This window comes from Nocardioides sp. P5_E3, assembly GCF_054049275.1.
This window is the reverse complement of sequence record NZ_JBFUMR010000017.1, coordinates 22,693-47,023: the sequence shown is the minus strand read 5'-3', so window position 1 is coordinate 47,023 and position 24,331 is coordinate 22,693. Positions and strand designations below refer to the sequence as shown.

Sequence of the window (24,331 nt, the reverse complement as noted above, 5' to 3'; positions counted from 1 at the left end):
AGCGCTCAGGCCGGAGGCTCGGGCGAGCCGTCCTCGGCCTCCTGGCCGGCGCTGGGTCCGTCCTCGGAGTCGGAGCCCCGGGGGGTGTCGGACTCCTTGTCCTCCGCCTCGCCCTCGGGCGCCTGCGGCTTCTCGTCCGGCTCGGCGATCTCGTCGGGCAGGACGTCGTCGACGGCGGGGTTGTCGTCGGGGTTCAGGTCACGCGCAAGACCCGCGTCGGCCGGGTCCTCGTTCAATGCGTCGACGCCACCGGGCACCAGCTGGGGCTCCTCGGCGTACGGCTCGGGCATCGGGCTCAGTTCTTCGTCGTTCATCGATTCCCTCCCTGGGTCTCAGTGGATCCTGTCGCGGCCGTCGCGCTCGGGCCACCCCCGCTCGGGCGAGCGTCCCACCCGAAGGTGAGGTAGCCGACCCCGGAGAAGAGGTGCGCGAGGGCATGGGCCTCGTGCGGCACCATCGGCTCGGGGAGGGCGTCCAGCGCGAACCACCCCAGCGACGCCGCCTTGTCAGGCTCGACGATCCGCGGCTCGCCGGTCCACGAGCGCGCGGTGAAGAACCAGTCGACCCGCTCCTCGACGGCGGGGCCGAACTGGCTGCGCTGCATGGTGAGCACGAAGTCGAGGTCGAGGTCGGTGATGCCGAGCTCCTCGAACGCCTCGCGGCTCGCGGCGTCGTACGCCGTCTCGCCGGGCTCGACGTGCCCGGCGGCTGCGGCCGCCCAGTGGCCGGCCATGTAGGGGACCGGCCCTCGTTGCTGGAGGAGCACCTCCGTGCCGTCGGCCCGGTCGCGCAGCAGGTAGACGTAGGACGCCGGGACGAGGGCGAAGCGGTCGGTCACGCGCTCACCGTAGGCGTCGGTCAGCGGGTGGTGCCGGGCGGGATGTCGTCGTTCTTGCCGTCGAGGGAGTCGAGGGCGTCGCGCGCCTTGCCGGTGGCCTGGTCGATCTTGTCGGCGTGCTTGCCGCCGGTCTTCTCGTTGACGACACTGCCCGCCTTGTCGATGCCCTGCGCGATCTTGTCGCCGTGCTGGTCGACGGCCTCGGTGAGCTTGGCCTTCGCCTTGTCCATGAAGCTCATGGGTCCTCCTCGGGACATCTCCGGCCACCCTGGCGGATGAGGACACCGGCGCTGCCGAGACTAGCCACGCTGCGACAATCGGGGCATGCCTCGTCCGGTCGTCGCCCTCGTCGGTGCCACGGCGTCGGGCAAGACGGGCCTGAGCCTCGACCTGGCGGAGCGCCTCGGGGGAGAGGTCGTCAACACCGACGCGATGCAGGTCTACCGCGGGATGGACGTCGGCACGGCCAAGCTGCCGGAGTCGGAGCGCCGCGGGATCCCGCACCACCTGCTCGACCTCTACGAGCTCACCGCGCCGGCGACCGTCGCGCTCTTCCAGGGCTGGGCGCGCGACGCGATCGCCGACATCCGCGGCCGCGACGCCACCCCCGTGCTGGTCGGCGGCTCGGCCCTCTACACCCGCGCGATCGTCGACCGCTTCGAGTTCCCCGGCACCGACGAGTCGCTGCGCCGCGAGCTCGAGGTCGAGCTCGAGCGGGTCGGCAGCCACGCACTGCACCGGCGGCTGGCGGGGGTCGACCCCGACGCAGCCACGCAGATCCTGCCTGACAACGGGCGCCGCGTCGTCCGCGCCCTGGAGGTCGTCGCGCTCACCGGAAGGCCCTACAGCGCGAGCCTCCCGCGGCTGGAGTACGTCGACCCGCTGACCGTGCAGGTCGGCGTCGACATCGACCGGCCGACGCTCGACGTGCGGATCGCCCGGCGGGTCGAGGACATGTTCGCGGGCGGGTTCGTCGAGGAGGTCGAGGCGCTGCTCGCCCGCGGCCTCGCCGACGCGCGCACCGCCTCGCGGGCCATCGGCTACCGGGAGGTGATGGGCTACCTCGCCGGCGACCGCACCCTCACCGAGGCGATCGAGCAGACGACCGTCGCCACCCGCCGCTTCGCGCGCCGCCAGGACTCGTGGTTCCGCAAGGACCCGCGCATCGTGTGGGTCGCGCACGACGACCCCGACCGCGTGGAGAAGGCGGTCGGGGCGGTCGAGCGGCTCGGCGGCTGAGTCAGGCCGCGGCCGGCTCCGGTCGTACGACGTCGGGGTGGCCCGGTCGGTCGGGGCGACCCGGGCGAGCGGCGTCGGCGGCCCCGAGGTCGGCCGCCTCCCGGATCCAGGTGGCGAGCTGCTCCTCCGTGCGGCCGCGGACGTCGGCGTACCGCGTCAGCCTGGTCGGCTTGATGCCGCAGAACTCCATCGTGCGGCCGCGGACCTGCTTGACGGTGCTGTCGCCGACGAACGGGAGGTACCACCGCGGCGAGTCGGAGGTGACCCCGAGCCGGCCGGTGCGACCGGCGAGGAGGCCCTCGGGCATGCCGTTGTCCTTGTAGCGGAAGGCCCAGCCGCGCTCGAGCGTGCGGTCGAAGAAGCCCTTGAGGAGGGCAGGCACCGAGCCCCACCACAGCGGGGTGAAGACAGCGACGTGGTCGGCCCACTCGAGCAGCGCCTGGGCACGGGCGAGGTCGGGCTCGAGCACCTGCGGGCTGCGGTAGCCCGTGCGGAGGGTGAGGTCGAAGTCGAGGTCGCGCAGCACGAGCGAGGTGGCGGAGGCGCCGGCACCGGCGGCGTACGACGTGGCGAGGTGCGCGGTGAGCGAGGCGGGGTCGGGGTGGCCGTCGATGACGAGGACGTTGCCCATGGCGGGCTCCTATCTGGACAGTGACAAGAATCTGGACAACGTCCACATTGGAGTAGGATGTTGCTCATGTCAAGATCTGCGAGCGGATACCACCACGGCAATCTCCAGGCCGCGCTCGAGGACGCCGCGCTCGACCTGCTCGAGACCACGTCCGCGGCGAAGATCAGCCTGCGTGAGGTCGCCCGCCGCGCCGGGGTGAGCCACAACGCGCCCTACCACCACTTCGGCGACCGGGCCGCGCTCCTCAGCGCGCTCGGCGTACGCGGCATGGCGGCGCTGCTGGCCGCGCAGGAGGAGGCGGTGGCCGCGGCGGACGGGACGGTCGAGAAGGTGCGGGCGCTCGGGCTGGCCTACGTCAGCTACGCCGCCGCCCACCCGCAGGCGTTCGCGCTGGTCTTCGACCCCGACTACTGCGCCGCCGGCGCGCCGAGCGCGGAGATGGCGCCGTTGATCGCCCGCAACGAGGAGCTGCTCGGTTCCCTGGTCGGGCAGCTGGTGCAGGAGCCCGGCTACTCGGGCCGCGACCCGATGGCCCTCTCGGCGGCGCTGTGGTCGACCGTGCACGGGATGGCGCAGCTGATCACCCTCGGGCACCTGCCCGTCGAGGCGGCCCAGCCGGCGCTCGACGCCCTCGTCCGGTAGGCACGATCGATCAAGCGCGGTGTCGGTGGTCGGTGCCATGGTGGTCCGATGGCGACGATCTACTACACCGGTTCCACGCTCGACGGCTTCATCGCGACCGACGACCACTCGCTCGACTGGCTGACCTCGCGCGACATCGACATGGAGGGCCCGATGGCCTACCCGGGGTTCCGTGAGCGGCTCGGGGCGTGCGCGATGGGCGCCACCACGTGGCAGTGGATCCTCGACCACGACGACGACCCGTGGGGTCCGCTGCCGACGTGGGTGCTGACCCACCGCACCTTCCCGGAGGCGCCGCCGAGCGTGCGGTTCGACCGCGACGACGTCCCGCGCATCCACGCCGAGATGACCGAGGCCGCCGACGGCAAGGACCTGTGGGTGGTCGGCGGTGGCGAGCTGGTCGGGCAGTTCCACGACGCGGGCCTGCTCGACGAGGTGTGGATCCAGTACGCGCCGGTGACCATCGGCAGGGGCGCTCCCGTGCTGCCGCGTCACGTCGAGCTGCGCCTCGAGGAGGTCGCCCGCAACCGCGACTTCATGTGTGGCCGATACTCGGTCGTCCGCTGACCGACGCACCCCCGGGGGTGTTGGACAACCCGTGGGGGCCGCGGCAGGGTGGTGCCATCGACTCTCGGGAGGATCCCCATGCCCTACCTCGCCCGCCGCGTCACCGCCGGCGTCTCGGCTGCCAGTGGACTGGCCGTCGCCGCAGCGCTGGTCGCCACGCCGGTCCCCGCCCAGTCGGCCGCGCAGGCAGCGCCAGCGCCGTCGACCACCTCTGACCGCCCGACCGTCAAGGACCCGACCGCGGTCGGCAAGGGCGGCGCGATCAGCACGGTCGACCCCGAGGCGAGCGCGGCCGGGCTCAAGGTGCTCAAGGCGGGCGGCAACGCCGTCGACGCCGCGGTGGCGGCAGCGGCGACGCTCGGCGTCACCGAGCCCTACAGCGCGGGCATCGGCGGTGGCGGCTACTTCGTCTACTACAACGCGAAGTCCGGCAAGGTCCGCACCCTCGACGGCCGCGAGACCGCACCGATGAAGATGCCGCAGGACGCGTTCATCGACCCCGCGACGGGCAAGCCCTACACGTTCACCCCCGACCTCGTGACCAGCGGTGCGAGCGTCGGCACGCCCGGCTCCCTCGCCACCTGGGACAAGGCGCTCGACAACTGGGGCACGTGGTCGCTCGGCGAGGCGCTCGCGCCGGCCACCAAGGTCGCGCGTCGTGGGTTCAAGGTCGACGAGACCTTCCGCCAGCAGACCCTCGACAACGAGGTGCGCTTCGCGGCGTTCAAGGACTCCAAGAAGCTCTTCCTGCCCAAGGGCGACGCACCGAAGATCGGCTCGATCTTCCGCAACCCCGAGCTGGCCGACACCTACGACCTGATCGCCCAGCGCGGCACCAAGGCGTTCTACCGCGGCAAGCTGGCGCGGCTCATGTCGGAGGTGGTTCGCAAGCCGCGCACGACCAAGAACACCGACCTCCCCGTGCCCGCCGGCTGGCTCACCGCCCGCGACCTGCGCGACTACAAGGTCCGCTCGCAGCGCGCCGCGAAGACGGGCTACCGCGGCCACGACGTCTACGGCATGGCGCCGTCGTCGTCGGGCGGCACGACCGTCGGTGAGGCGCTCAACATCCTCGAGCGCTACGACCTCTCGGCGATGACGCCCGAGCAGGCGCTCCACCACTACCTCGAGGCCAGCGCCCTGGCCTACGCCGACCGCGGCAAGTACGTCGGCGACCCGGCCTTCGTCGACGTCCCGACCAAGCGGCTCCTCGACGACCGGTTCGCCGTGGAGCGCGCCTGCTCGCTCAACCCGACGAAGGCAGCGACCAAGCCGGTCCCGGCCGGCGACGTGACGTCCTACGACGGCGTGTGCACCGCCGCGTCGTCGGCGAAGGGCACGACCGACGCCGACACCGAGAACATCTCGACCACCAACCTCACGGTCGCCGACCAGTGGGGCAACGTCGTCGAGTACACCCTCACCATCGAGCAGACCGGCGGCTCGGGCATGGTCGTCCCGGGCTACGGCTTCCTGCTCAACAACGAGCTCACCGACTTCTCGACGGTGTACGACGCCGCCGACCCCAACCGCATCCAGCCGGGCAAGCGTCCGCGCAGCTCGATGTCGCCGACGATCGTGCTCAAGGACGGCAAGCCGTTCCTGGCGCTCGGCTCGCCCGGCGGCTCGACGATCATCACGACCGTGCTGCAGATGCTGGTCAACCGCATCGACCTCGGCATGACGATCGAGGAGGCGATCGCGGCACCGCGCGCCACCCAGCGCAACACCGCCAACGTGACCGCCGAGCCGGCGTTCATCGCGACCTACGGACCGGCGCTCACCGCCCTCGGTCACACCCTCGTCCCGGCGGGCGACGCGTTCACCAGCGCCGCCGAGATCGGCGCGGCGACGGCGATCGAGCTCGGTCCGCGCAACCGGATGACCGCGGTGGCCGAGCCGAGCCGACGGGGCAAGGGCTCGGCGAAGGTGGTCGACGCCCGCTAGCTGCCCGTCGAGGTGGGACACTTCCTCGCGTGAGCTACCCCTTCCTCAAGGGCCACGGCACGGAGAACGACTTCGTGGTGCTGCCCGACGCCGACGGCACCCTCCACGGCGACCTGTCCGAGGAGCGCGTGCGCGCGCTGTGCGACCGGCGCTCGGGCATCGGCGGCGACGGGGTGCTGCGGGCGGTCCGTGAGGGCGACGGGTGGTTCATGGACTACCGCAACGCTGACGGGTCTGTCAGCGAGATGTGCGGCAACGGCATCCGGGTCTTCGCGCGCTACCTCCACGAGCGCGAGGGCGAGGCCTTCCCGATGAGCATCCGGACCCGCGCCGGGGTGAAGGTCCTCGACCGGTCCGGCGACGAGTACACCGCCGACATGGGCACGCCCGAGGTGCTGGGCGAGACCGAGGTGTCGGTGATGGGCCGGTCGTGGCCGGCGCTCCACGTCTCGATGGGCAACCCGCACGCCGTGGCCTACGTCGACAACCTGGCCGAGCCGGGCCCGCTCATCGAGCCGCCGGAGCACGACGACGCGATCTACCCCGAGGGTGTCAACGTCGAGTTCGTGGTGCGCCGCGGTGAGCGCCACGTCGCGATGCGCGTCCACGAGCGCGGGTCGGGCGAGACCCGCTCGTGCGGCACCGGCGCATGTGCGGTGGCCGTCGCCACGGCGCTGGCCGACGACGCCCCTCGCGGGACGACGTACCGCGTGGACGTCCCCGGCGGCACCCTGCACATCGTGTGGACCGAGGACGACCGGGTGCTGATGACCGGCCCCGCCGTGCTCGTCGCCGAGGGCGTCACCGACCTGTGAGGAGAGCAGCGTCGACCGAGGAACGAGGTCGACGGGTGGGCTCGACCACGTCGAGTGGCCGCGCGGCTGAGGAACGAAGGCGCGCACGGCTGTACCGAGACCCCGGACCCACTCGCCGACCTCCTGCGTCGGTCGTCGATGCCCGTCTCATAGCATCCGGATCATGGACATCACCGGATCCACCGCCATCGTCACCGGCGGCGCGAGCGGCATCGGTGCCGCCGTCGCCCGCGCCCTCGCTGCGAAGGGTGCGGTCGTCGTCGTCGCCGACCTCAACGCCGAGAAGGGCGAGGCGCTGGCCGCCGAGATCGGCGGCGTCTTCGCCTCCGTCGACGTGACGAAGACCGACCAGGTCGCGGCCGCCGTCGAGGCAGCCGCCGAGATCGCGCCGCTGCGCGCGTGCGTGAACTCCGCGGGCATCGGCTGGGCGCAGCGCACCATCGGTCGCGACGGGCTGCTGGAGCAGGCGCACGACCTCGACGCCTTCCGCAAGGTCGTCGAGATCAACCTCATCGGCACCTTCGACATGACGCGCCAGGCCGCGACCGTGATGAGCCGCAACGAGCCCGACGCCGACGGCCAGCGCGGCGCGATCGTCAACCTCGCCTCGGTCGCCGCCTTCGACGGCCAGATCGGCCAGGCGTCGTACTCCGCCTCCAAGGGCGGCGTCGTCGGCATGACCCTCCCCGTCGCGCGCGACCTGTCCGCGGCCGGCATCCGTCTCAACACCGTGGCGCCCGGGCTGATCGACACCCCGATCTACGACGCGTTCCCCAACCCCGACGAGTTCAAGGCCAACCTCGGCCAGAACGTGCTGTTCCCCAAGCGCCTCGGTCACGCCGAGGAGCTCGCCAGCATGGTCGTGGAGTGCCTGACGAACTCCTACATGAACGGCGAGACGATCCGCGTCGACGGCGGCATCCGGATGCCACCCAAGTGAGGTCTGCCCCCTCCACGACGGCTGCCTGACTGGTCCAGACCGTCGTCCACGATTCGGGAGATCCCACGCGCGGGTCGCCCGAAAGGGTGGATGGTGCCCGAGGGAAGCATGCATCTACAGCCTGTGGGGGGCGTCGATGACCAACGTGGTGGAGCCGCGCGCAGCGGCTGACAGCGACGACAACGAGCTGGCATCGCTCGTACGACGGTGGATGGGGGTACGCCGCGGCGGGACGCAGCGCGCCGAGCCGCAGCCGCCTGGCCCGGCCGCGTCCGACGGTACGACCGCCCGAGCCGAGCGGCCTGTCGTCGTGCCTGACGCACCGAGCGGCCCCGCCGTGGTCCGCACCCTTCCGCGCCGACCCGCCGGGGGCGAGCCGGACCACGCGAGGCGCGTCGCCGTGCTCATCGACGCCCGCCGTATCTCCGCGGACGCCGCCGCCGGGCTGCTGGAGCGGCTGCCCGGACGCGGCTCGATCACGGTGTGCCGCGCCTACGCCGACTGGACCTCCTCGGACCTCGGGTCGTGGGTCGAGCACCTGCGCCGCCAGGGGCTGCACTCCTTCCACCAGTTCGCCGACGACGACGAGCAGGCGCGCGTGGCGTTGGCCATCGACGCCGTCGACATCGCCCGTGAGGCCTCCGTCGACGAGGTCGTCCTGGCCGGCGACATGACCTCGATGCTCCCGCTGCTGCACCGCCTGCACGCGGCCGGCGTACGCGTCGTGGTGGTCGGTCCCGGGCACACGCCGCACGACGTACGGGCGGCGTGCGACGAGTTCGTGGACGAGGGCTCGCTCGTGGGGGAGCCCTCGGTCGCGGCCGGGCGGCACCGCGCCTGAGACCGGGCGCGCGTCAGCCCTGCGCGAAACCGTTCGCGCAGGTGAGCCCGGGCGACCTACCCTTGTCGGCATATGACGAACGCACCTGACTTCAACCTCCGTGACGCCCTCGACGCCACCCGCGCCTGGGACGACGACACGATCCAGCTCGACGACGAGCTGCTCGAGGACGCCCCCTTCGATGAGTTCGGCGAGTCCGGCTACGCCGACGACGGCGGCTACGACGACGCCGACCCCGAGGAGCTCACGGTCGGCGCCCAGGAGCTGGCCGAGCGGCACGCCCTGCGACGCGTGGCGAGCCTGCGCACCGAGCTCGAGGACATCACCGAGGTCGAGTACCGCCAGCTCCGTCTGGAGAAGGTCGTGCTCGTCGGCGTGTGGACCGGCGGCACCGTGACCGACGCCGAGAACTCGATGGCCGAGCTCGCGCTGCTCGMCGAGACCGCCGGCTCCGAGGTGCTGGAGGCCGTCTTCCAGCGCCGCCAGTCGCCCGACCCGGCGACCTTCATCGGTCGCGGCAAGGTCGAGGCGATCCGCGAGATCGTCCAGGCGACCGGCGCCGACACCGTGATCTGCGACGGCGAGCTCGCGCCCAGCCAGCTGCGCAACCTCGAGGACAAGATCAAGGTCAAGGTCGTCGACCGGACCGCGCTGATCCTCGACATCTTCGCGCAGCACGCGAAGTCCAAGGAGGGCCAGGCGCAGGTCGAGCTGGCGCAGCTGCAGTACATGAAGCAGCGCCTCCGCGGCTGGGGTGGCAACCTCTCCCGCCAGGCCGGTGGCCGTGCCGCCGGCGGTGACGGCATCGGTGGCCGCGGCCCCGGCGAGACCAAGATCGAGACCGACCGGCGCCGCATCAACACCAAGATCGCCAAGCTGCGCCGCGAGCTCAAGGAGATGCGCGGCACCCGCGACGTCAAGCGCCAGTCGCGGCGTCGCAACCACATCCCCAGCGTCGCGATCGCCGGCTACACCAACGCGGGCAAGTCCTCGCTCCTCAACCGGTTGACCGACGCGGGCGTCCTCGTGGAGGACTCCCTGTTCGCGACCCTCGACCCCACCACGCGGCGTACGACGACCAGTGACGGCCGCGTCTACACGATGTCCGACACGGTCGGGTTCGTGCGCCACCTGCCCCACGGCCTGGTCGAGGCGTTCCGCTCGACGCTGGAGGAGGTCGCCGACTCCGACCTGCTCCTGCACGTCGTCGACGGGTCGCACCCCGACCCCGAGGGCCAGATCGCCGCGGTGCGCGAGGTGCTCGCCGAGATCGGTGCGGACAAGGTCCCCGAGATCATCGTGATCAACAAGGCCGACGCCGCCGACCCGATGGTGATCAGCCGGCTGCGGGCGCGCGAGCCGCACAGCGTGGTCGTGAGCGCCAAGACCGGCGAGGGCGTCGACGACGCGCTGCGGACCATCGAGTCCGAGCTGCCCCGGCCGCAGGTCGAGTTCGACGTGCTGCTGCCCTACGAGCGCGGCGACCTGGTCAACCGGATCCACCAGGAGGCCGAGATCGGCTCGATGGAGCACACCGGCGACGGAACGCTCGTGGTCGGTCGGGCCAACGCCGACCTCGCCGGCGAGCTCGAGGCGTACGCACGCTGAAACGCCTTCAGCGATCCCCGGCTGACCGGGGATCGCTGACGTTGTCAGGCCTTGCACGGGCCGACGAGCTCAGGGATCCCCGGCTGACCGGGGATCCCTGAACAGGTCGATGACTCAGCCCTTGACCCTCTTGCAGGCGTTGCCGACGTCGATGGTCTCGCCGCGGTCGACGACCACCTCGCGCGTCGCCAGCACGTTGCCGCGCTTGTCGGCGCAGCTCAGCAGCCAGGCCTCCTTGGTGCCGGTCGGGCTGGGCGGGGTCGGTCCCTCGAAGGTGACCGCCCCGGACCAGTCGTACTGCGCCGAGCCGCCGGCGTAGTTGTTGGCCTCGAGGGTGTACGTCCCCGGCTGCGGGTCGGGGATCCGGATCACCTCGGGGTTGGCCAGCGTGGCGCCCGACCCGACGGGCTCGCCGTCAGGACCGGTGAGGAAGAAGTCCCAGTCCTGGGCCTCCGGGTCGGCGGTCGCCGGCCAGTTGACGGACACCACGAGGAAGCCGTTGTCCACTGCCGGCATGCCCTGCACGTCGAACGTCACGAACTCGCTGCTCCCGACCGGCGGGACGTTGGCCGGGTTGGTCAGCGTGATCGGCGCCTGCGGCGGCGCCTGGGCCTCACGGCCGTAGCGGCCCATCACGAGCGGCCGGGTCGACGGGTTGACGTCGAAGTCGAACCTGCCGCCCTTGGACGTGTAGTCGGTGCGCAGGTTGTCGGTGTAGAGCAGCGGTGCTCCGGTCGTGCCGTTGAGCTGGATGACCGGCGAGGTCTCCGACGTCACGGTCTTCGACACGCTGATCGTGTGCTTGGCCGGGGCCGTGCCGCTGATGACCGAGTGCAGGTCGCGGTCGGCGGCCGCCTGCAGCGCGAGCCAGTACGCCTCGCGGTTGCCGCCGAGCCCGGCGCCGGCAGCGGGTGCCAGGCCGAGGTACTCGCCGACCACCGCGTTCTCGTAGGCCGGGTGGAAGCCCTCGTCACCGATCTCGAAGGTGTAGCCGAAGCCACCGGTGATCCAGTAGCTCCAGTCCTCGGTCGAGCCCGACGTGTCGTAGAGCTGGTACGACGCCTGGCTGACGTAGTCGTTCTTCGACGCCATCGCGTCGCCGAGGGCCTTCAGCTCGGGCTCGTCGATCGCCAGGCCGGTGGCGGCGATGGCCGGGGGACGCAGCACCAGGTTGCTGAAGGTGTGGTTGGAGATCATCACCGTCACCGCACGCTCGGAGATGAGCTTGCGGACCGCGTCGCTCTCGGGCTCGCTGCCGGGTCCGTCGCCGCGGAAGGTGTCGCTCGACCAGACGGGGCTCGCGCCGCCGCCGCCCCAGAAGCCGGGGTAGTTGCGGTTGAGGTCGGTGCCGCGCAGGCGTCCGGCGAGGTTGTTGTCGCACGACCCGGTCGTGTACTGGGCCGGGGTGGCGACCGAGATCGAGCAGTTCTTGCGCTTCATCTCGTAGTCGAAGGTGGAGAAGTCACCGAGCGGCGCTGCAGCGCGCGAGATCTTGAAGCCGTCGACGTTCACGACCGGCACCAGGATGACCCGCGAGCGGGACAGCAGGTCGCGCGCCCGCGCGTCCCCGGCCTTGTAGGACTGCAGGAGGTCGAAGGCGAACTCCATGGTGTGCTCGGCGCTGGGCCACTCGCGGGCGTGGTGGGCGCCCATGAGCAGGAAGGTCGGCTTGCCGTCCTTGACGTTGTCGGCGTCGACGGTGACCTCGATGCCGCGGATGTCCTCACCGAGGACGGTCTTGTTGGGCAGCGTCAGCGGGCGGGTCATGGACGGGTAGTCGCGAGCGAGCTTGTCCATGTCGCTGAGGTAGTCGGCGTAGGTGCGGTAGGACGTCCGGCCGCTGGGCAGCCCCGACGCGGCCACCGAGGCGGCGTACACCTTGTCGGCCTTGCGGTTCTTCTTCGTCAGCGCCTCGAGGTCCTTGACGGTGACCCGCCAGGTGAAGCCCGCGTCGCGCAGGGTCTGGGCGTCCTGCGCGTCGTGGAGGACGACCTCGATGCCGCGCTGGTTGGCGTGCTCGGTCACGTCGAGACCGAGGGCGATCACCTCGTTGCGGTCGTCGACCGTCGGTGCCTTCACCATGACGATCTGGGTCGCGTCGCTGTCAGCGGTGCGGGCCAGGTCGCGTGGTGCGTCGTCGCGCCCAGCGCTGCCCGTGGCGCCCGCCGCGGTGGCGGCGAGTCCTGCGGCGACGAGGGCGGTGACGGTGGCCAGCCTGGTGGCGCCGGCGCGTGGAAGTGGAATGCGTGGTGACATGTGTGCTCCCGGAAGGTTGTCCCGCGAGGGGGGATCGCGAGTGTGATCCACACAACACTGCGGGCTGCTGCCGTGTCGATACCCACGACGGCGTACAGTCGCTGGCGTTTTGTGTCACGGAACCTTCCGGAACCTTCCGCTGCGGCCACCCGTTGACCCGTCCGTGCCCGGATTCGGGCGTTCGAAGTCTTGTCATGGAGGATGTCGCGCATGTCACGTGGTGTCTGGGTCCGCTTCTTCCTCGTCGTCGGACTCCTGGTCGGGTGTCTCGCGCTCGCCGTCAACGTCAAGCCCAACCTCGGACTCGACCTCCGCGGTGGAGCGCAGTTCATCTTCGAGGCGGAGGGCACCGAGCAGACCCCCGCCAGCGCGGAGAACGTCGACAAGACCCTCGAGGTGCTCCGCGGCCGCGTCGACGCCCTCGGTGTCGCCGAGTCCACGCTGGCACGCCAGGGCGAGAACCGGATCCTCGTCGAGCTGCCCGGCGTCACCAACGACGAGGAGGCCCAGCAGGCCGAGGAGCGCATCGGCAGCACCGCCAAGCTGACCATCCACGAGGTGATCGGCACCGCCCAGCCGGACGCCAAGCCCGCCAAGAAGGACAACCAGGTCCTGCCGTCCGACCAGGGCGACACGATCGAGGTCGGCCCCACGGTCATCCAGGGCGAGGAGATCAGCGGCGCGAGCGCCGTGCAGCGCGACCAGAGCGTCGAGTGGGTCGTGTCGATCGACTTCAACGGCGCCGGCGGGAAGACCTGGGCCGACATCACCGGCAAGGCCGCCTGCAACCCGTCCGGCGACCCCAAGCGCCGCATCGCGATCGTCCTCGACGGCGAGGTCATCTCCTCGCCCGAGGTCAACGAGACGGTGGGCTGCGACGTCGGCATCCGCGGCGGCTCCACCGACATCACCGGCAACTTCACCACGACCGAGGCCAAGGACCTGGCCGCGCTGATCGAGGGCGGCGCGCTGCCGCTCGAGCTGAAGGCGATCTCGGACCGCCTCGTCGGCCCCTCGCTGGGTGCCGCGGCCATCGATGCGTCCATCGAGGCCGGCATCATCGGTATCGCGCTGACCGGCCTCTTCATCATCTTCGTCTACCGCCTCGTCGGCTTCGCGGCCACGCTCGCGCTGGCGTCGTACGCCCTGCTCGCCTACGCCATGCTGGTCGGGCTGGGCTCGACGCTGACGCTGCCCGGACTCGCGGGATTCGTGCTCGCCATCGGCATGGCGATCGACGCGAACGTGCTCGTCTTCGAGAGAGCGAGGGAGGAGTACGTCGCCTACCCGTCTGCGGGACTCAGACGCGCCCTCTCGGTCGGCTTCAACAAGGCGTGGAGCGCGATCATCGACTCCAACGTCACCACCCTGCTGGCCGCCGGCCTGCTGTTCTTCCTCGGCTCCGGGCCGATCAAGGGCTTCGGTGTCACGCTGTCGATCGGTGTCATCGCCTCGATGGTCTCGGCGCTGATCGTCGCCCGTGTGCTGTGCGACCTCGCCGTGTCCAACAAGCCGGTCGCCAACCATCCCGCCATCAGCGGCCTCAGCCACCACGGCAAGGTGCGCCTCTGGCTGGACCGCAAGGACCCCCAGCTGATGAAGCGTCGCAAGACGTGGCTGGGCATCTCTGCCGCGGCGCTCGTCGTCGCCATCGCCGGCATCGCCACCCAGGGCCTCCAGCTCGGCGTCGAGTTCACCGGTGGCCGCCAGCTCGACTACTCGCTCAGCAAGGACATCACGGTCGACCAGGCGCGCGAGGCCGTCGCCGCCGCCGGCTTCCCCGAGGCCGTGGTGCAGACCGCCGACACCGCCGACTTCACCGTCCGCACCGGCGAGATCTCCAACGACGAGGAGCAGCGGATCGAGCAGGAGCTCGCCGCCGTCGGTGGCACGGTCGACAAGGTCGACGACCAGACGATCGGCGCCTCGCTCGGTGACCAGCTGCGCAACAACGCGCTCATCGCCTTCGGTGTCGCGTTCCTGGCCCAGCTGCTCTACCTCGCCATCCGCTTCAAGTGGACCTTCGGTGTCGCCGCCGTGCTGGCGATGGCGCACGACGTGATCCTGGTCGTCGGTCTCTTCGCGTGGCTGCATAAGCCGATCGACGGCATCTTCCTGGCAGCGGCGATGACGATCGTCGGTCTGTCGGTCAACGACACCGTCGTCGTCTTCGACCGCATCCGCGAACGCTGGTGGGGCTCGAAGCCCGACGACGACTTCATGGAGATCTCCAACCGGGCCGCCGTCGAGACCATCCCGCGCACGGTCAACACCGGCCTCGGGTCGATGTTCATCCTGGCCGCGCTCGTCGTCCTCGGCGGCGACTCGCTCCAGGACTTCGCGATCGCGCTGCTCGTCGGCCTCGTGGTCGGCACGTTCTCCTCGGTCGTGGTCGCCACCCCGCTCCTCACCTACTTCCACCAGAAGTGGCCGATGAGCCGGGTGAAGAAGGAGAAGGTCGAGCGGACGCCCGAGGACTCCGGCGCGGTCGTCTGACCCGTCTGTCCGTCTGTCCGTGTCGAAGTCCCCGCTCGTGCGGGGACTTCGTCGCGTGGAGGGGGTTGCAACCCCCTCCAGGTGTCGGACTTCGCGTGCAGGTCGACGTTGTCGGTGCCGCGTAGGATCGGCGCATGTTGTGGATCCTGCTGATCGTCGTCCTGGGCGTGGTCGCCTACCGCTACCGGGTCAAGATCCTTGCCCGCGTGCTCGGCCAGCCCGAGCGGCGCATCGAGCGCCAGATCGGCCGCAAGAAGAACTACTGACCGACTTCTGACGGCCTCTGTGGACGGCGTACGACGGAGCGTCGGCGCCGCCACGTAGGGTGCTCTGGTGCCCGAGACCGCCACTGCCCCCGCGCCCGTCAGCGAGGTTCTGAGCACGGCGGTCGCCGCCCTCGGCGGGCAGCAGCGCGACGGCCAGGTGGAGATGGCGACCGAGGTCGCCGAGGCGATGCAGGAGGGCCGCCACCTCCTCGTGCAGGCCGGCACCGGCACCGGCAAGTCGCTGGGCTACCTCGTCCCGGCGATGCTCCACGACAAGCGCGTCGTGGTCGCCACCGCGACCCTCGCCCTGCAGCACCAGCTCGTCGAGCGTGACCTCCCCAGGCTGGTCGAGGCGGTCAAGGACGTGCCCGGCCTCGACACGTCGTACGCCGTCCTCAAGGGCCGCTCCAACTACGCCTGCCTCCACCGGGTCCGCGCCGGCGTCCCCGACGACCAGGGCACGCTCGTCGACGTTCCTCTCGGGGCGATGGCCGAGAAGGTCCTCGAGCTGCGGGCGTGGGCCGAGGAGGAGACCGAGCAGGGCGGCAGCGGTGAGCGCGACAACGCCCCGCGCCACACCGACCGTGAGTGGCGGCAGGTCTCGGTCAACCACCGCGAGTGCCTCGGTGCGAGCAAGTGCCCCTTCGGGGCGGAGTGCTTCGCCGAGCTCGCGCGCGAGAAGGCGCACCGCAGCCACCTGATCGTCACCAACCACTCCCTCCTCGCGATCGACGCGATCGAGGACGTGCCGATGATCCCCGACTACGACACGGTCGTCATCGACGAGGCCCACGAGCTGACCGCGCGCGTCACCCAGGCGGCGACCGACGAGCTCGGGGTGTCCGACATCGAGCGGGCCGCTCGCCGCGCCATGCGCTGGACCGACGGTGACGGCGACCCGGCGGGCGACCTCGAGGACGCTGCGCAGCAGCTCGCCGAGGCGATCGAGGCGACCCCTCCCGGCCGCATCGACCAGGTGTCGGTCCAGCTCTCCGACGCCCTCGTGCTCGTGCGGGACGCGGCGCGCGGGTGCCTGTCGGCGTTCCCGCGCGAGTCCGGGGGCGAGGGAGAGGCCGACGCCGGCCGCACCCAGGCCAAGGGCATGGTGCAGGAGGTCTTCGTCAACGCCGAGCGGATGGCGGCCGGCTCCCAGGCTGACGTGCTGTGGTTGGGCGAGGCCCGCGACCGCTTCCCGGCCCGCCTCCACGTCGCGCCCCTGCAGGTGTGGGGCCCGATGCGCGACAAGCTGCTCACCGACAAGACCGTCGTGTTCACCAGCGCGACGCTGATGCTCGGCGGCGAGTTCGGCGCCGTCGCCACCTCGCTCGGCCTCAAGCCCACCGAGCGGGTCGGCCACCAGGTGGCCACCACCGATGCCGACGACGCGCTGCCGTGGAAGGGCATCGACGTCGGCTCGCCCTTCGACTACGGCCAGCAGTCGATCCTCTACGTCGCCCGCCACCTCCCGCAGCCCGGCCGCGACGGCCTCGGCCCTGCGCAGCTCGACGAGATCTGCGACCTCGTCGACGCCCTCGACGGCCGCACGCTCGGACTGTTCTCGTCCCGGCGCGCCGCGGAGACCGCGGCCGAGGCCGTGCGGACGCGCCTGCCCCACCTGACCACGCTCGCGCAGGGCGACGCCCAGCTGCCCGAGCTCGCCAAGCAGTTCGTCGAGGACCCCCACACCTGTCTCTTCGGCACGCTCTCGCTGTGGCAGGGCCTCGACGTCCCGGGCGACACCTGCCAGCTGGTGATCATCGACCGGATCCCGTTCCCGCGGCCCGACGACCCGCTGATGTCCGCGCGCCAGAAGGCCGCCGACCAGGCGGGCGGCAACGGCTTCATGCAGGTCGCCGCCACCCACGCCGCGCTCCTGCTCGCGCAGGGTGCGGGCCGCCTCATCCGCACGACCTCCGACCGCGGCATCGTCGCCGTGCTCGACCCGCGCCTCGAGACCGCGCGCTACGGCCGCTTCCTCAAGGCGTCACTGCCGCCGATGTGGTCGACCACCGACCCGGCGCTCGCGCGGCAGGCGCTCAAGCGGTTGGGGCAGTCCTAGCCAGCCGACTCAGGCCAGCGGCTCGTAGCCGAAGACCTGGTAGTCGCGTCGGTACATCGTGGCCACCAGCGCCCGGAGCTCGTCGGAGGCCTGCCGGTCGCGGCCGCCGGGGGCGGTCTGGTTCTTCGGCGCCGACGGCACGGCGGGCGCGCCGATGCGCTCGCACACCTCGGCGAAGTCGCGGTCGAACGTCTCCAGCCGGCCGACGAAGTCGACCCGGTTGAGGTCGATCATCCGGCTCTGCAGGGTCAGGTGCTGGTCGGTGCCCGGCACGGCGGACAGGTCCTGCACGGCGGTCCAGCGGGCGAACTCCTCGACCACCTGCATCCGCTCGTGGGTTGCGGGGTCGAAGTCGTAGTAGTTGTTGTCGACGACCTTGTCGTGCCACGCGGAGACGAAGCGGTCCAGCGGGTCGCGCACGAAGGCGAAGGTGAAGTAGTCGGCGAAGCTGGCCACGGGGTAGCGGACCCGCATCGCGTGGTCGACGTCCATGCTCACGCCGTGCGTCTCGCAGTGGTGGCGGATGGTGCGCGTCGCGACCTTGGCCACGCGGTACCAGACGAACCGGTGGCTGTGGCTGATGGTGAGGTTGTACGCCAACGGGCTGAGCCACGCGGACGCCTCGCCTGCAGCGGCCAGACGGTCCACCTCGGCCTGTGCGTCCGGGGTCAGCCGGCGCCGGTTGCCCGGACGGGTGCGGAAGAGCTCCGGTGAGGGAGCGTCGGGGCCGGCGGCAGACATCGCCGCGAGGCTACACGGACCGCGCCCTCCCACTCACCCGAACGGGATGCGCCCCCGCAACGACTCCGGGTCGGGCACGGGGGTCTCGGTGGTCTCCTCGATCAGCGCGCGTGCCTTGTCGACGCTGTCCCACACGTTCCACAGCAGCACGCCGCGGACCTGCCCCGACTTCAGGTAGTAGACGACGCCGGTGCCGACCTCGCCGTCCTTCCAGTCCTCCACCATGTCGAGCCGGCTGCTGGTCTCGCCGACCGCCTCGTAGCCGTAGTCGAGGATGTCGGACCAGAAGAAGGGCGTGTAGTCGTACGTCTCGTCGGCGCCGGCCATCACCTTGCCGGCGTGCTCGCCCGACTTCTCGGCGTGGTCGACGTGCTCGACGCGACGGCGCCCGAGGAGGGCGTCGGGGTAGGACGCGACGTCGCCCGCGGCGTACACGTCCGCGTCGCTCGTGCGCAGGTGCTCGTCCACGACGACGCCGTTGTCGACCTCGAGGCCGGCGGCCTCGGCGAGCCCGGTGCGCGGGAGGACGCCGACGCCGATGACGGCTGCGTCGGCGGTGATGGAGGTGCCGTCGCCGAGGCGGATCCGGACGCCGCCGTCGTCCTCCTCGCCACCCTCGACCGAGCCGTGCACGACGGTCACGCCGCGGTCGGCAAAGGCCTTGGTCAGGGTGGCGGCGAGGGCGCGGGGGAACATCTGCTCCTGCACGTCCTCGAGGTCCAGCACGAGGGTGACCTGGACACCGTTCTGCACGAGGGCGGAGGTGATCTCCGAGCCGATGTAGCCACCGCCGATGACCGCGACGTGGCTGCCCTCGGTCGCGACGGCGCGCAGCCGCTGGTAGTCGGCGGCGGTGCGGTAGTAGATGACCCGCGGGCCGGGGTCGACGGAGAGCACGCGGGGCTCGGCGCCGGTGGCGAGCAGCAGCTTGCCGTAGCCGACGCTGCTGCCGTCGGCGAGGCGTACGACGTGGGCGCCGGGGTCGATCCCGGTCACCGTGGTGTCGGTGACCAGGTCGACAGCGTCGTCCTCGTCGAGGTCGCCGGCGAGGGAGGATCCCTCGAGGGTCTCGTCGTCCTTGAGCCAGAGGTCCTTGGTCAGGACGGGCCGGTAGACCGGCTTGTCGGGCTCGGAGCCCAGGACCGCGATGCGCCCGGCCCCGTCCTGCGAACGGATGCCCTTCACGGCGCTCGCCGCAGCGACCCCCGCACCGACGATGACGTAGTCATAGGACTGCTCCACGTTGCTCATGCCGCCATCGTGCACCCTCGCTGGTCGGGGTGTCCCTCGCCGGTCGATCAGAGGCTGCGGAGCACCGCCGTCACGACACCGAGGATCGTCGCGTTGTCGCCCGGGATCGGGTCGTAGGCGTCGTTGTGGGGGAGCAGCCACACGTGGCCGTCCTTGCGCTGGAACGTCTTGACGGTCGCCTCGCCCTCGATCATCGCCGCGACGATCTGGCCGTTGGTGGCGGTCTGCTCCTGACGGATGACGACGTAGTCGCCGTTGCAGATCGCCGCGTCGACCATCGAGTCACCGGAGACCTCGAGGAGGAAGAGGGTGCCCTCGCCGACGAGCTGCTTGGGCAGCGGGAACACGTCGGTGACCTGCTCCTCGGCGAGGATCGGGCCACCGGCGGCGATGCGGCCGACGACCGGGACGTTGGTGGCGACGGGGTTGGCGTCGCCGATGCCGGTCTCGTCGTACGACGGCTCCTCCGAGCTCGACATGCTGCGCCGCGCAGCCATCACCTCGGGCAGGAACACCTCGAGGGCGCGCGGGCGGTTGGGGTCGCGCTTGAGGAAGCCCTTGCCCTCGAGCACGCGGAGCTGGTGGGCGACGCTGGACGACGAGGTGAGGCCGACGGCCTGGCCGATCTCACGCATCGAGGGCGGGTAGCCCTTGGTCTCGATCGAGTCCTTGATCGTGGCGAGCACCCGCTGCTGGCGCGGGGTCAGACCGGTGGCGTCCGGGGGGCCGTCGGGCATCTCGATGACGTTCTTGTCGTCCTGCTTGGCCATGCGTCCTCCACTAGCGTCGACCCCTCCGTCCGCGGCTGGACAGGGAGGATCAGGTGCGCCCACCGTAGACCTCGGAACGCCGCAGGATCAAACACCTGTTCGAAGCCGCGTGTCGCTAGTGTCCGGGCATGTCGACCAGCCAGCTGACCGGCCCGCCGTCCTCCTGCGTCGTGACGGGTGGAGCCCGTGGGATCGGGCGCGGGATCGCGGAGCTCCTGGTCGCTCGCGGGCACCACGTCGTCATCGGCGACGTCGACGGCTGGGCGGCGGCCGCGACGGCGGCGGAGATCGGCGCCGTCGCCGGCCTCGCCCAGGACGTACGCGATCCTGACGCCCACCGCCTCGTGGCGGAGGAGGCCGCGCGACACGGCGTGCTGACCGCGTGGTTCAACAACGCGGGGGTCGGTGACGACGGCTCCCTCGTCGATCTGTCGGAGGAACAGGTGCGCCGGCTCGTCGAGGTCAACCTGCTCGGTACGACGTGGGGCACCCGCGCGGCGCTCGCGGCGTTCGGCTCGGCAGGCGGCGACGTCGTCAACATCGCCTCGCTCGCCGGCCTCGGGCCGGTTCCGGGCTACAGCATGTACGCCGCCACGAAGGCCGCCGTCGTCTCCCTCTCCACCTCCGTCAACGCCGAGGCGCCGCGCGGGGTGGGGGTCCACGCCCTGTGCCCCGACGGGGTCGACACGGCGATGCTCGCCGCCCAGGACCCGGCGGGCCTCGGGTCGCAGCTGGTCCACTCGGGTGGCCCGATCCTCGACGTCTCCGACGTCGCTGCTGCGGCTGTCGCGCTGATCGGATCCCGACGCGTCGTGCGGGCCGTGCCGGGCTGGCGCGGGGGAGTCGTCCGCGGCTCGGCGCTCGCGCCCGGGCTGATGCAGCACGCGGCCGGGCTCTTCGCGGCCCAGGGTCGGCGGGCGATGAGGCGCCGCTGAGGTCCGTTCGAACACGCCGAACATTTGTTCGACAAGGTGCTTGAACTGTTCGAACACGTGCTCTAACGTCGTACACACGTTCGATCGAACGTCTGATCGACACCCGGTGGTCACAGCCACTGTCGGTGGGTCCGACTAGACATTCGCTCGACAGAACACGACCGGCTGATCTTCCCCAGGAGGCCACCATGAGCACCCTCAGCCTTGCACCTGCTTTCACCGCCATCCCGCGTGCCCGCTCGACGGTTCGTCTGACCCGTCGCGGCCGGCTGGCGGTCTTCCTGACGTCGCTGTTCCTCGTCCTCGGCGTGGCGTTCATGCTCGCCGGCGGCGCGGTCGGCACCGGCGAGGCCGGCCAGCCGGCCCCGACCGAGATCGTCCAGGTCGCGCCGGGCGACACCCTGTGGGGGATCGCCAGCGAGATCGCCACCGACGGCGACGTCCGCTCCATGATGAGCGAGATCGAGCGGCTCAACGCCCTCGAGTCCGCCGGCCTCGCGGCCGGCCAGAAGCTCCGCGTCCCAGTCGTCTCCGACTGACGCAGAGGCCTCCATCAGCCGCTTCGACCCCGGCTGGTGGAACCAAGGGGAAGACCGAGGGGCGGGCCCAGTGGCCCGCCCCTCGGCGCATTTCCGACCACCTCGTCGATCGAGGAGGTCGCGCAGCGACCGTCACGAGATCCAGGTGCCCGGTGTGGTCGTCGGGGTGGCGCTCGGGAGGGTGGCGGCACATCGCACGCTCGTGCGCTGCCGCTCGCCGGGGTGGCGGCACATCGCGCCGATGGCGGTCGGATTCATGCCATCTGCCGCCACCATCCGCCGCCCAGCTCGTGTGGTGGCGGCACATCGCACCGGCGGCGATTGGATTCATGCCATCTGCCGCCACCATCGGCCGTTCTCCACAGTTTTGCCGTCGGGCTGGTTCCGCGGTCGCCCGGATGGGTAGTTTCAGCGTGCTGACGTTGTTCTCGGGAGGCACCTCATGCACGTACGCCGCGCACTCGCGCTGACCCTCGCGGTCCCCGTCCTGCTGGCCGGGTGCTCCGACGACCCCGAGCCGGAGCCGAAGATCCCGGAGACCACGAGCTCGTCGCCGACGCCGACTCCCACCGAGTCGGAGACGCCGCAGGCGGAGAGTCCGGAGGACTTCATCCGGCGGTGGCAGGAGGCGGCCGATGAAATGGCACGCACTGGGGAGACGGCCGCTTTTATGCGCTTGTCGAAGGGATGCCAAGCGTGCGCGACCTACGCCGACCAGGTCTCGGACGTCTATGACCAAGGCGGCAAGGTGGCATTCGGGGGGTCCGAAGTCCTTGCCGTCGAGGAAGACGCGGCCAAGCCCCCCACGTTCGTCGTCGACGTGAAGGCGACCAAGCTCCGGATCGAGGTTCCTGGCGACGCCCCGCAAGTCTTTCCGGCGGCCACGCAGCGGTATCGAATGATCCTGAAGCGCGACGCCAGCTCGTTCATGATGGCCAACTATTCGGTGATCTGATGAGAGCGCTGGCGGTGATCGTCGCCATTGCATGCTCCGTGCTGGGGGTGGCGCCCGCGCCGGCAGGTGCCTCCGCGGCGGACCCTTCGTGCGTTCAGGTCACGTGGCAAGCGATCGCATCGGACTGTGCCTGGACGTATGCCGAGTACACGGATGCATCCGGGTCGCAGGACGAGCACACCTGGGTCGTCACGATCCAGTGCGGCAACGGCGGCATCTGCGTCGAGCACGTCGAGTGCACCGAAGGCGGCCAGGAGGGCTACGTCCACGACGTCTACATGGACGGGACCGACGTGGGTGACGTCTGCGTGCCGCAGGACGCGGTCCAGCAGGTCGACCTGGCGAAGCTGATCATCCGGCAGTTCAAGCGGATCGCCTGGCCGTCGTCCAAGCTCGTGGTGCAACCGCGCGGTGGGCGCACCCTGGTGAACTTCGAGACCAACTTCTACACACCCGACCACCGGTCGATCGACCAGTCCGTCACCGTCGCCGGACAGCCGGTGGTGATCCGAGCCGTCCCCGTCTCGTACGCCTACCTGTTCGGCGACGGCGACAGCACGACGACCGCCAGCCCCGGCAGCCCGCACCCCGATCTCGAGATCACCCACGCCTACGCGCGGACCGGTGGCGTCGTCGTACGGGTCGACACGACGTATGCGGGTGAGTACCGGATCGGGCAGGGGGAGTGGACGTCGATCCCGGACACCCTGACGGTCGAGGGTGCCGGGCAGGACCTCGAGATCGTCGAGGCGCTGCCGCAGCTGGTCCTCGAGTAACCCGGGCGACAACGCGGAGCGCCAGAGTCACCAGGTGACACTGAGGCTCCGCGATCAGCGAGCGGCGCGCTTCCCGCCGACGGGGCGCGGGGGAGCGTCGTCCGAGGGCGGGGGTTGGGAGATTCCCAGCGCCCGCATCAGGCGGGCGACGAGCAGCAGGCCCGCGAAGAGGCAGGCGATCGCGCCGAGGCAGGCCAGCGCCATGAAGCTCCAGGCCGACCCGCCGGACCCGCTGCGCGCCGCCGTACCGAAGTCGATGGCGGCGTAGACGAGGTAGCCCCAGGCGACCATGCAGAGCGTGATCGCCGCGCCGAGGGCGAGGGCAGCCTTGTTGAACTTACGAGGCGACGGAGCCGCCCGGCGCGACCCTGCTCTCTTCCCCGTGGACACGGAGATCATTGTGGCCGATGTGGCCTGAGTGGGGCAGTCGAACCGGCCAAGAGAAGCTGTCGACACGCCGTCCCGAAGCTGGTGAAACGGCACTGACCTGCGGTTTTGGGGGACCCGGCAAAAACCTCGAGGGATCTCTTCCGTTCGCTTGTCAGACCTAGTGGTCGGGGCGTACGGTTACCACTACATCTAGTAGTTACACCGCTGTAGTTATCCACATCTGGTGCACAGGCCAGAGGGCGAATCCCACAGCTACAGGCTAGTTGTCCACAGGAACATCCCCAACCCACACCCTGTTGTACGGGTGTGTGAAGCGCGCCCGAGAGGAGGACCGCCATGCACTGTCCCAACTGCAAGAACGAGGACACCAAGGTCCTCGACTCCCGGGTCGCCGACGACGGCGGTTCGATCCGTCGGCGCCGTACGTGCGCTGCCTGCGACCGCCGCTTCACCACGGTCGAGAAGATGCAGCTCACGGTGCTCAAGCGCTCCGGCGCCACCGAGCCGTTCAACCGCGACAAGGCGATCGCCGGCGTCCGCAAGGCCTGCAAGGGCCGCCCGGTCACCGACGCCCAGCTCGCGTGCCTCGGCCAGGACGTCGAGGACGCCCTGCGGCTCAGCGGCCAGGCCGAGTTCGACGCCAACGAGGTCGGGCTCGCGATCCTGGCCCCGCTGCGCGCGCTCGACGAGGTGGCCTACCTCCGGTTCGCGAGCGTCTACCGCGCGTTCGAGTCGGCTGACGACTTCGACGCCGAGATCAAGATGCTGCGGCTCGAACGAGCCGCCACTGTTCAGCCCGTCCAGACGGGCTGACCCACATACGGCCCGG

The 24,331-nt window shown here is 70.9% G+C and carries 25 protein-coding genes; 16 read left to right on the top strand and 9 right to left on the bottom strand.

Annotated elements, in window-relative coordinates; all coding sequences use genetic code 11:
* Positions 1-5 precede the first annotated feature (5 nt).
* Genes ACXJKB_RS12485 through ACXJKB_RS12475 form a run of 3 tightly spaced genes read right to left on the bottom strand, consistent with a single transcriptional unit; the run spans position 6 to position 1,077 of the window.
* Positions 6-314, bottom strand: a complete 309-nt coding sequence (locus ACXJKB_RS12485) for a hypothetical protein (RefSeq protein ID WP_457188770.1) — start codon at positions 312-314, stop codon at positions 6-8.
* Entirely contained in the window at positions 311-838 is a 528-nt protein-coding gene (locus ACXJKB_RS12480; protein WP_457188768.1) for an NUDIX domain-containing protein, read from the bottom strand. The genes ACXJKB_RS12485 and ACXJKB_RS12480 overlap by 4 nt, the downstream gene beginning before the upstream one ends.
* A 20-nt stretch (positions 839-858) precedes the next feature.
* Complete coding sequence (locus ACXJKB_RS12475) at positions 859-1,077, bottom strand: antitoxin (RefSeq protein WP_300046964.1); 219 nt, start codon at positions 1,075-1,077, stop codon at positions 859-861.
* An 85-nt stretch (positions 1,078-1,162) separates the two neighbouring features.
* On the opposite strand from ACXJKB_RS12475, the gene miaA reads away from it, so the two are divergent.
* Positions 1,163-2,077 carry a tRNA (adenosine(37)-N6)-dimethylallyltransferase MiaA gene (miaA, locus tag ACXJKB_RS12470; protein ID WP_457188766.1) on the top strand — a complete coding sequence of 305 codons (915 nt, stop codon included), beginning with the start codon at positions 1,163-1,165 and terminating at the stop codon, positions 2,075-2,077.
* Between the two features lies 1 nt (position 2,078).
* Here miaA and ACXJKB_RS12465 read toward each other — a convergent pair whose 3' ends face one another.
* A complete protein-coding gene (locus tag ACXJKB_RS12465) occupies positions 2,079-2,708 on the bottom strand; it encodes an NAD(P)H-dependent oxidoreductase (RefSeq protein WP_457188764.1) in 630 nt (209 codons plus the stop codon).
* Between the two features lie 66 nt (positions 2,709-2,774).
* Between ACXJKB_RS12465 and ACXJKB_RS12460 the strand changes: the two genes are divergently transcribed.
* The 7 genes from ACXJKB_RS12460 (at position 2,775) to hflX (ending at position 10,068) form a co-directional block, all read left to right on the top strand.
* Positions 2,775-3,350 (top strand): TetR/AcrR family transcriptional regulator, encoded by a 576-nt coding sequence (locus ACXJKB_RS12460; protein ID WP_457188762.1) that lies wholly within the window; start codon positions 2,775-2,777, stop codon positions 3,348-3,350.
* 48 nt (positions 3,351-3,398) lie between these two features.
* The gene (locus ACXJKB_RS12455; RefSeq protein ID WP_457188760.1) at positions 3,399-3,917 is read left to right on the top strand and encodes a dihydrofolate reductase family protein; all 519 of its coding nucleotides are present in this window, start codon (positions 3,399-3,401) and stop codon (positions 3,915-3,917) included.
* Between the two features lie 78 nt (positions 3,918-3,995).
* Entirely contained in the window at positions 3,996-5,864 is a 1,869-nt protein-coding gene (ggt, locus tag ACXJKB_RS12450; protein WP_457188758.1) for a gamma-glutamyltransferase, read from the top strand.
* A 29-nt stretch (positions 5,865-5,893) separates the two neighbouring features.
* Positions 5,894-6,679, top strand: a complete 786-nt coding sequence (gene dapF / locus ACXJKB_RS12445) for a diaminopimelate epimerase (protein WP_457188756.1) — start codon at positions 5,894-5,896, stop codon at positions 6,677-6,679.
* A gap of 163 nt (positions 6,680-6,842) precedes the next feature.
* Complete coding sequence (locus tag ACXJKB_RS12440; RefSeq protein WP_191193199.1) at positions 6,843-7,619, top strand: SDR family oxidoreductase; 777 nt, start codon at positions 6,843-6,845, stop codon at positions 7,617-7,619.
* A gap of 136 nt (positions 7,620-7,755) precedes the next feature.
* On the top strand, positions 7,756-8,460 hold the full coding sequence (locus ACXJKB_RS12435; RefSeq protein ID WP_457188754.1) for an NYN domain-containing protein: 705 nt from the start codon (positions 7,756-7,758) through the stop codon (positions 8,458-8,460).
* Positions 8,461-8,532: 72 nt separating this feature from the next.
* Entirely contained in the window at positions 8,533-10,068 is a 1,536-nt protein-coding gene (hflX, locus tag ACXJKB_RS12430) for a GTPase HflX (protein ID WP_457188752.1), read from the top strand.
* Positions 10,069-10,182: 114 nt separating this feature from the next.
* Here hflX and ACXJKB_RS12425 read toward each other — a convergent pair whose 3' ends face one another.
* A complete protein-coding gene (locus tag ACXJKB_RS12425; protein WP_457188750.1) occupies positions 10,183-12,324 on the bottom strand; it encodes a M14 family zinc carboxypeptidase in 2,142 nt (713 codons plus the stop codon).
* 210 nt (positions 12,325-12,534) lie between these two features.
* Between ACXJKB_RS12425 and secD the strand changes: the two genes are divergently transcribed.
* From secD to ACXJKB_RS12410, 3 genes are all read left to right on the top strand, one after another.
* A complete protein-coding gene (secD, locus tag ACXJKB_RS12420; protein WP_457188749.1) occupies positions 12,535-14,820 on the top strand; it encodes a protein translocase subunit SecD in 2,286 nt (761 codons plus the stop codon).
* A 134-nt stretch (positions 14,821-14,954) separates the two neighbouring features.
* Complete coding sequence (locus tag ACXJKB_RS12415) at positions 14,955-15,086, top strand: hypothetical protein (protein WP_263575278.1); 132 nt, start codon at positions 14,955-14,957, stop codon at positions 15,084-15,086.
* A 64-nt stretch (positions 15,087-15,150) separates the two neighbouring features.
* Complete coding sequence (locus tag ACXJKB_RS12410) at positions 15,151-17,145, top strand: ATP-dependent DNA helicase (protein WP_457188876.1); 1,995 nt, start codon at positions 15,151-15,153, stop codon at positions 17,143-17,145.
* A 9-nt stretch (positions 17,146-17,154) separates the two neighbouring features.
* Here ACXJKB_RS12410 and ACXJKB_RS12405 read toward each other — a convergent pair whose 3' ends face one another.
* The 3 genes from ACXJKB_RS12405 to lexA are packed head-to-tail and all read right to left on the bottom strand — an operon-like array spanning position 17,155 to position 19,907.
* Entirely contained in the window at positions 17,155-17,886 is a 732-nt protein-coding gene (locus ACXJKB_RS12405) for a sulfotransferase family 2 domain-containing protein (RefSeq protein WP_457188746.1), read from the bottom strand.
* Between the two features lie 33 nt (positions 17,887-17,919).
* A complete protein-coding gene (locus tag ACXJKB_RS12400; RefSeq protein WP_457188745.1) occupies positions 17,920-19,137 on the bottom strand; it encodes an NAD(P)/FAD-dependent oxidoreductase in 1,218 nt (405 codons plus the stop codon).
* Between the two features lie 47 nt (positions 19,138-19,184).
* A complete protein-coding gene (lexA, locus tag ACXJKB_RS12395) occupies positions 19,185-19,907 on the bottom strand; it encodes a transcriptional repressor LexA (protein WP_457188743.1) in 723 nt (240 codons plus the stop codon).
* Between the two features lie 128 nt (positions 19,908-20,035).
* Here lexA and ACXJKB_RS12390 point away from each other — a divergent pair, with 128 nt between their 5' ends.
* From ACXJKB_RS12390 to ACXJKB_RS12375, 4 genes are all read left to right on the top strand, one after another.
* Positions 20,036-20,842: an SDR family NAD(P)-dependent oxidoreductase gene (locus ACXJKB_RS12390; protein WP_457188741.1), complete on the top strand. Its 807-nt coding sequence runs from the start codon at positions 20,036-20,038 to the stop codon at positions 20,840-20,842.
* Positions 20,843-21,030: 188 nt separating this feature from the next.
* Positions 21,031-21,381: a LysM peptidoglycan-binding domain-containing protein gene (locus ACXJKB_RS12385; protein ID WP_191193191.1), complete on the top strand. Its 351-nt coding sequence runs from the start codon at positions 21,031-21,033 to the stop codon at positions 21,379-21,381.
* 442 nt (positions 21,382-21,823) lie between these two features.
* Entirely contained in the window at positions 21,824-22,336 is a 513-nt protein-coding gene (locus ACXJKB_RS12380) for a hypothetical protein (protein ID WP_457188738.1), read from the top strand.
* Positions 22,336-23,112 (top strand): hypothetical protein, encoded by a 777-nt coding sequence (locus ACXJKB_RS12375; RefSeq protein WP_457188737.1) that lies wholly within the window; start codon positions 22,336-22,338, stop codon positions 23,110-23,112. Before ACXJKB_RS12380 ends, ACXJKB_RS12375 begins: the two co-directional genes overlap by 1 nt.
* A gap of 54 nt (positions 23,113-23,166) precedes the next feature.
* Here the strand turns inward: ACXJKB_RS12375 and ACXJKB_RS12370 are convergent, their stop codons facing one another.
* On the bottom strand, positions 23,167-23,502 hold the full coding sequence (locus ACXJKB_RS12370) for a hypothetical protein (protein ID WP_457188735.1): 336 nt from the start codon (positions 23,500-23,502) through the stop codon (positions 23,167-23,169).
* 336 nt (positions 23,503-23,838) lie between these two features.
* Here ACXJKB_RS12370 and nrdR point away from each other — a divergent pair, with 336 nt between their 5' ends.
* A complete protein-coding gene (gene nrdR, locus ACXJKB_RS12365) occupies positions 23,839-24,315 on the top strand; it encodes a transcriptional regulator NrdR (protein WP_457188733.1) in 477 nt (158 codons plus the stop codon).
* Positions 24,316-24,331 lie beyond the last annotated feature (16 nt).

Bases quoted from the DNA above. Each gene is read 5' to 3' on its own strand.
- ACXJKB_RS12375 (WP_457188737.1), top strand. From the start codon at position 22,336: ATGAGAGCGCTGGCGGTGATCGTCGCCATTGCATGCTCCGTGCTGGGG.
- ACXJKB_RS12385 (WP_191193191.1), top strand. From the start codon at position 21,031: ATGAGCACCCTCAGCCTTGCACCTGCTTTCACCGCCATCCCGCGTGCC.
- ACXJKB_RS12485 (WP_457188770.1), bottom strand. From the start codon at position 314: ATGAACGACGAAGAACTGAGCCCGATGCCCGAGCCGTACGCCGAGGAG.
- secD (WP_457188749.1), top strand. From the start codon at position 12,535: ATGTCACGTGGTGTCTGGGTCCGCTTCTTCCTCGTCGTCGGACTCCTG.
- ACXJKB_RS12405 (WP_457188746.1), bottom strand. From the start codon at position 17,886: ATGTCTGCCGCCGGCCCCGACGCTCCCTCACCGGAGCTCTTCCGCACC.
- ACXJKB_RS12390 (WP_457188741.1), top strand. From the start codon at position 20,036: ATGTCGACCAGCCAGCTGACCGGCCCGCCGTCCTCCTGCGTCGTGACG.
- ACXJKB_RS12400 (WP_457188745.1), bottom strand. From the start codon at position 19,137: ATGAGCAACGTGGAGCAGTCCTATGACTACGTCATCGTCGGTGCGGGG.
- ACXJKB_RS12415 (WP_263575278.1), top strand. From the start codon at position 14,955: ATGTTGTGGATCCTGCTGATCGTCGTCCTGGGCGTGGTCGCCTACCGC.
- ACXJKB_RS12440 (WP_191193199.1), top strand. From the start codon at position 6,843: ATGGACATCACCGGATCCACCGCCATCGTCACCGGCGGCGCGAGCGGC.
- lexA (WP_457188743.1), bottom strand. From the start codon at position 19,907: ATGGCCAAGCAGGACGACAAGAACGTCATCGAGATGCCCGACGGCCCC.
- ACXJKB_RS12425 (WP_457188750.1), bottom strand. From the start codon at position 12,324: ATGTCACCACGCATTCCACTTCCACGCGCCGGCGCCACCAGGCTGGCC.
- miaA (WP_457188766.1), top strand. From the start codon at position 1,163: ATGCCTCGTCCGGTCGTCGCCCTCGTCGGTGCCACGGCGTCGGGCAAG.
- ACXJKB_RS12465 (WP_457188764.1), bottom strand. From the start codon at position 2,708: ATGGGCAACGTCCTCGTCATCGACGGCCACCCCGACCCCGCCTCGCTC.
- ggt (WP_457188758.1), top strand. From the start codon at position 3,996: ATGCCCTACCTCGCCCGCCGCGTCACCGCCGGCGTCTCGGCTGCCAGT.
- ACXJKB_RS12460 (WP_457188762.1), top strand. From the start codon at position 2,775: ATGTCAAGATCTGCGAGCGGATACCACCACGGCAATCTCCAGGCCGCG.
- nrdR (WP_457188733.1), top strand. From the start codon at position 23,839: ATGCACTGTCCCAACTGCAAGAACGAGGACACCAAGGTCCTCGACTCC.
- ACXJKB_RS12455 (WP_457188760.1), top strand. From the start codon at position 3,399: ATGGCGACGATCTACTACACCGGTTCCACGCTCGACGGCTTCATCGCG.
- ACXJKB_RS12475 (WP_300046964.1), bottom strand. From the start codon at position 1,077: ATGAGCTTCATGGACAAGGCGAAGGCCAAGCTCACCGAGGCCGTCGAC.
- ACXJKB_RS12435 (WP_457188754.1), top strand. From the start codon at position 7,756: ATGACCAACGTGGTGGAGCCGCGCGCAGCGGCTGACAGCGACGACAAC.
- ACXJKB_RS12380 (WP_457188738.1), top strand. From the start codon at position 21,824: ATGCACGTACGCCGCGCACTCGCGCTGACCCTCGCGGTCCCCGTCCTG.